Here is a 4688-nt window from a genome sequence, read left to right as displayed (position 1 = left end):
GGGCGACCGGGGTCGCGGCCGGGGAGGCGGCCGGCCCGGCGGAGGGCGAGGAGGAAGCGGTCGTCTCCCGCCGGGGGAGCGGATGGAGCGCGGTCATGCGCGACCCTTCGTCATCTGCCTGCGAAGGATGACCTGTCGGGTTCGGGCAGGCGAAGATGCCCGGCCGCACAGCGCGGCTTCACCCCAAGGGGACGGCCGGGAAGCAGTTTCCGTGGCCGGCCCCGTCGTGCTGGGTCCTCCGCTCCCGCCGTTGCTCTCGTGTCGACCTGGCATCCGCGCGGCGGCAGGATTGGGCGTCCGCGCGGACCGCCCCGTCACGGTGACGGGGGCTTGTCGTCACCAGGGATGCTTACGCACGGAACGTGCTCACGCAGTGACAGAAACGCGCGATGTGATGTTGATCACAGTTGGACCAGGCCGGTGAACGGGCGGCCGGCTGCCGTCTTCCGCGGCCCGGCTCCCCTCGCTGACCTGGTGTGATGATCTGAGAAAGGGGCGCTGTCCAGTCGACACGCGCAACTGCGGCGGAATTCGGTGCCCGGTAACCGCTAGGCCAATGGGCTGAGCCGCCGCGCGCCCCGCAGGCGCGCCGGCGGCCACGCCGTCGCCGGCCCAGCCGTATCCGCCCGGCGGTTCAGCCCATCCGCCGGTTCAGCCCACCTGGCGGCTAGGCCTCCGGCGGTCCGACGCGCGGCTCGGGCACCACCGCGACGAGGCCGGACCGGCGCTCACCGTCCAGGACCCGCAGCGCCCGGCCGAGCGTGCCGTGGTGCAGCTCGGTCTCGCCGCGCAGGTGCATCGTGGTGAGCGCGTCCTTGAGCGCCACCGCCCGGCTGACCAGCGCCTGCGCGGCCCGCAGCGCGGTGTAGGTGTCAGTGGTCCGGGACGGGTTGATCCGCCCCAGCAGATCGACCATCTCCAGATAGCGGTCGACCAGTTCGCCCTCGGAGCGGGTGAGGGCGGGCAGCGGCGGCAGTTCCGGAACCACCGCCGGTCACCGCGGGCCGTACGGGGCCGTGTTGGCCTTGCGACCGGTGGTCAGCCGGTCCACCAGTCCGTACGCCACCGCGGCTTCGGCGTCCAGCACCTTGTCCCGCTCGATGTCGGCCTGGACCGTCGCCCGGTCCTGGCCGGTGTGCCGGGTGAGCAGCGTCTCCAACTGCTCGCGGATCCGCAGCAGTTCGTTGGCCTGGATCTCCAGGTCGGAGATCGGGCCCTGCACCACCTCGCCGAGCGAGGGCTGGTGGATCAGGACCCGCGCGCCCGGGGTGATCATGCGCTTGCCGTGCTGTCCGGCGGACAGCAGCACCGCGGCGGCCGAGGCCGCCTGCCCGATGCACACCGTCGCCACGTCGCAGGTGACGAACTGCATGGTGTCGTAGATCGCGGTCATCGCCGAGAAGGAACCGCCGGGCGAGTTGATGTAGAGGTGGATGTCCTGCTCCGGCGCCGCGCTCTCCAGGTGGATGAGCTGGGCCATCACATCGTTCGCCGAGGTGTCGTCGATCGGGGTGCCCAGGAAGATGATCCGCTCCTGGAGCAGCTTGGAATACGGGTCCATGGTGCGGGTCCCGTTGCTGGTGCGCTCGGTGAACTCCGGCAGCACATAGCGGGCGGTCGGTCGGAACATGGCAGGTACCTCCGGCGCTTCCATCGGGTCCATACGAGGTCCGTCAGGTCCTTCTCTTCAAAATGTACAGGACGTACATCTCGTTATGATGGGGAGCATGACCCATGACGTCCCGGTGACACAAGCGCGGGCCGAGCTCGCCGAGCTCATCAACCGCGTGGTCTACGGCGGTGAACAGGTGGTGCTGACCCGCCACGGCAAGCCGCTCGTCGCCCTGGTATCCGCCGCTGACCTGCAGCGACTGCGTGATCTCGACGAGCAGGCCGAGGAGCAGGTGGTCAGCACGGTCTCCTCCGTCGGCTCCCGCCCGTCCGCCACGGGCGAACGCCGCAGGTTCGGCATCGCCGCCCAGGACCGCCGGCCCGAGGTGCGCTGAACCGGGGCGTGCCGACCGGGCGCGCCCAAGCCGTAACAGCCGCCCGCAACAGGCGTTAACGCGGGCGAAACGGCGCCGAACTAATCTCGCGGAACCCGGACGACTGTGAGGTGCAGTGTGCAGCTGACCCCCCACGAGCAGGAACGTCTGCTCATCCATGTCGCGGCCGACGTCGCGGCGCGGCGGCGCGCCCGCGGGCTGCGGCTCAATCACCCCGAGGCGGTCGCCCTGATCACCGCCCACCTGCTCGAAGGGGCGCGCGACGGCCGGACCGTCGCCGAACTCATGGCCTCCGGCCGGACCGTGCTGACCCGCGCCGACGTCATGGACGGCATCCCCGAGATGATCCACGAGGTCCAGGTCGAGGCCACCTTCCCGGACGGCACCAAGCTCGTCACCGTCCACCAGCCGATCGTCTGAGGGGCGGGCCCGAGTGATTCCCGGAGAGATCCTCCCCGCGCGGCAGCCGGTGCCGCTGAACGCCGGCCGCCCGGTGACCCGGCTGACGGTGCTCAACGCCGCCGACCGGCCGGTCCAGGTCGGCTCCCACTACCACTTCGCCGAGGCCAACCCGGGCCTGCGCTTCGACCGCGCCGCCGCCCGCGGCCTGCGGCTGAACATCGCGGCCGGCACCGCCGTACGCTTCGAGCCCGGTATCCCGGCCGAGGTCGAGCTGGTACCCATCGCCGGGCGGCGGATCGTGCCCGGCCTGCGCGGTGAGACCGCCGGCCCGCTCGACGCCCGGCCCGGCGGCGCTCCCGGCGGCAGCACCGACGAGACGGCCGGGCCACCGGCCGCGGGAAGCCCTGCCGACAGCCCAGCCGGAAGCCCGGCCGGAAGCCCGGCCGGACGTCCCGATCCGAACGGAGCCGAGCGTGGCTGAGCTGTCCCGGGCCGTATACGCCGACCTCTTCGGCCCGACCGCCGGCGACCGCATCAGGCTCGCCGACACCGATCTGCTCATCGAGGTCGAACGCGACCTGGCCGGCGGCCCCGGCTCGGCCGGCGACGAGGCGGTCTTCGGCGGCGGCAAGGTCATCAGGGAATCCATGGGGCAAAGCCGCGCCGCCCGCGCCGACGGCGCCCCCGACACGGTCATCACCGGCGTCGTCGTCCTCGATCACTGGGGCGTCGTCAAAGCGGACATCGGCATCCGGGACGGCCGGATCACCGCCCTCGGCAAGGCCGGCAACCCGGACACCATGGACGGCGTGCACCCGGACCTCGTCATCGGACCCGAGACCGAGATCATCGCGGGCAACGGCAAGATCCTCACCGCCGGCACGATCGACGCGCACGTGCACTTCATCTCGCCCACCTTGATGACGCAGGCGCTCGCCTCCGGGGTCACCACCGTCATCGGCGGCGGCACCGGACCCGCCGAGGGCACCAAGGCGACCACCGTCACCCCCGGCGGCTGGCACCTGGCCCGGATGTTCGCCGCCCTGGAGGCCTACCCGGTCAACGTCGGGCTGCTGGGCAAGGGCAACACCGTCAACCAGCAGTCCATGCACGACCAGTTGAGGGCCGGCGCGGTGGGCTTCAAGATCCACGAGGACTGGGGGTCCACGCCCGCCGCCATCGACGCCTGTCTGACCGTGTGCGAGCAGACCGGCGCCCAACTCGCCATCCACACCGACACCTTGAACGAAGCCGGGTTCGTCGAGGACACCCTCGCGGCGATCGCCGGCCGCGGTATCCACGCCTACCACACCGAAGGCGCCGGCGGCGGGCACGCACCGGACATCATCACCGTCGTCTCGCAGCCGCACGTGCTGCCGTCGTCGACGAACCCGACCCGGCCGCACACCGTCAACACCGTCGAGGAGCACCTCGACATGCTGATGGTCTGCCACCACCTCAATCCGGCCGTCCCGGAGGATCTGGCCTTCGCCGAGTCCCGCATCCGGCCGTCCACCATCGCGGCCGAGGACGTGCTCCACGACCTCGGCGCGATCAGCATCATCAGCTCCGACTCGCAGGCCATGGGCCGGATCGGCGAGATCGCGCTGCGGACCTGGCAGACCGCGCACGTCATGAAGCGGCGCCGCGGCGCCCTGCCCGGTGACGGGCCGGCCGACAACCACCGGGCCCGTCGCTATGTCGCTAAATACACCATCAACCCGGCGGTGGCGCAGGGCCTGGACGCCGAGATCGGCTCGGTCGAGCCCGGCAAGCTGGCCGATCTGGTGCTCTGGGAGCCGGCGTTCTTCGGCGTCAAGCCGCAACTGGTCATCAAGGGCGGGCAGATCGCCTGGGCGCAGATGGGCGACGCCAACGCGTCCATCCCCACCCCGCAACCAGTGCTGCCGCGGCCGATGTTCGGCGGTGTCGGCGCGGCCCCTCAGCAGAACTCGGTCAACTTCGTCACCGAGGCCGCGCTGGCGGACGGACTGCCCGAACGGCTCGGCCTCGGCAAGGAGTTCACCGCGACCCGCGGCACCCGGTCGCTGACCAAGGCCGACATGCGGGAGAACGACGCGCTGCCGCTGGTCGAGGTCGACCCCGACACCTTCACGGTACGGATCGACGGCGAGGCGGTGGAGCCCGCGCCCGCCGCCGAACTGCCCATGGCCCAGCGTTACTTCCTGTTCTGACAGCGACGGTCCCCACCGGATGACGACGACCCGCCCCGCCGCCCGCACCGCCCTGCTGCTGCTCGCCGACGGCCGCTTCCCGGCC

The 4688-nt window shown here is 71.6% G+C and carries 6 protein-coding genes and 1 riboswitch; of the genes, 4 read left to right on the top strand and 2 right to left on the bottom strand.

What is annotated here, in order from left to right; all coding sequences use genetic code 11:
* Positions 1 to 100 precede the first annotated feature (100 nt).
* Positions 101 to 282, bottom strand: a riboswitch (cyclic di-AMP (ydaO/yuaA leader).
* 385 nt (positions 283 to 667) lie between these two features.
* Both GA0115240_RS09570 and GA0115240_RS09565 read right to left on the bottom strand, forming a co-directional pair.
* Positions 668 to 988 (bottom strand): hypothetical protein, encoded by a 321-nt coding sequence (locus GA0115240_RS09570; protein WP_093736230.1) that lies wholly within the window; start codon positions 986 to 988, stop codon positions 668 to 670.
* A 6-nt stretch (positions 989 to 994) separates the two neighbouring features.
* Positions 995 to 1630 (bottom strand): ATP-dependent Clp protease proteolytic subunit, encoded by a 636-nt coding sequence (locus tag GA0115240_RS09565; protein WP_093736231.1) that lies wholly within the window; start codon positions 1628 to 1630, stop codon positions 995 to 997.
* A gap of 97 nt (positions 1631 to 1727) precedes the next feature.
* On the opposite strand from GA0115240_RS09565, the gene GA0115240_RS09560 reads away from it, so the two are divergent.
* The 4 genes from GA0115240_RS09560 (at position 1728) to GA0115240_RS09545 (ending at position 4603) form a co-directional block, all read left to right on the top strand.
* Positions 1728 to 2006, top strand: coding sequence for a type II toxin-antitoxin system Phd/YefM family antitoxin (locus GA0115240_RS09560; RefSeq protein ID WP_093736229.1), 279 nt, complete (start codon positions 1728 to 1730; stop codon positions 2004 to 2006).
* 117 nt (positions 2007 to 2123) lie between these two features.
* The gene (locus GA0115240_RS09555; protein ID WP_093736228.1) at positions 2124 to 2426 is read left to right on the top strand and encodes an urease subunit gamma; all 303 of its coding nucleotides are present in this window, start codon (positions 2124 to 2126) and stop codon (positions 2424 to 2426) included.
* Positions 2427 to 2439: 13 nt separating this feature from the next.
* Positions 2440 to 2889: an urease subunit beta gene (locus GA0115240_RS09550; RefSeq protein WP_346267930.1), complete on the top strand. Its 450-nt coding sequence runs from the start codon at positions 2440 to 2442 to the stop codon at positions 2887 to 2889.
* A complete protein-coding gene (locus tag GA0115240_RS09545; RefSeq protein WP_093736227.1) occupies positions 2882 to 4603 on the top strand; it encodes an urease subunit alpha in 1722 nt (573 codons plus the stop codon). The genes GA0115240_RS09550 and GA0115240_RS09545 overlap by 8 nt, the downstream gene beginning before the upstream one ends.
* Positions 4604 to 4688 lie beyond the last annotated feature (85 nt).

It is taken from the genome of Streptomyces sp. DvalAA-14 (assembly GCF_900091855.1).
Lineage (GTDB): Bacteria > Actinomycetota > Actinomycetes > Streptomycetales > Streptomycetaceae > Actinacidiphila.
Note: the sequence above shows the minus strand (reverse complement) of the source record. Positions and strands in the feature narration are given on the sequence as shown.